This is a genomic window from Microbacterium sp. P5_E9, assembly GCF_054049175.1.
The window spans coordinates 1-502 of the sequence record NZ_JBFUMV010000187.1 but is presented as its reverse complement, the minus strand read 5'-3'; the positions used below and the strand labels follow the sequence as shown (position 1 = coordinate 502).

The following is a 502-nucleotide window of genomic DNA, read 5'->3' as shown; positions in this document are numbered from 1 at the left end:
ATCCGGCCTGTTCGAACGCAGCGTTCAGCAGGTGGAACGAGGCCATACGAGATGCGAGGCCCATACGATCACGGGCAACGAGGAGACACATCAATGGACGACCTGAATGACCTGGCGCTGTTCGCGATGGTCGTGGAGCACCAGGGCTTCAGTGCCGCCAGCCGGGAAATGGGGATTCCCAAGTCCCGCTTGAGCCGGCGCATTGCGCTGCTCGAGGAGCGGCTGGGGGTGCGCCTTCTGCAGCGCAGTTCCAGGTCGTTGAAGGTGACGCCGGTGGGCCAGCTGTTCTACGACCGTTGCAAGGCGATCGTGGCCCTGAGCGAATCTGCACACGAAGTCGTGCAAGAGGCGATTGCGCAGCCCCGAGGTCTGATCCGCGTGAGCTGCCCGATCTCCCTGGCGCAGCTCTGGCTGACGCCGCTCCTGCCGGTTTTCATGCACCGTTACCCGAGCGTTCGCGTCGCCCTGACCGTCACCAATCGGCGGGTGGACCCGTTGGAGG

General features: G+C 64.3%; 1 protein-coding gene. It reads left to right on the top strand.

All coding sequences use genetic code 11. The features are described 5' to 3' along the window. Positions 1-93: 93 nt before the first annotated feature. A partial coding sequence (locus ACXJ3V_RS20910; RefSeq protein ID WP_457102272.1) for a LysR family transcriptional regulator occupies positions 94-502 on the top strand: 409 nt, incomplete at its 3' end.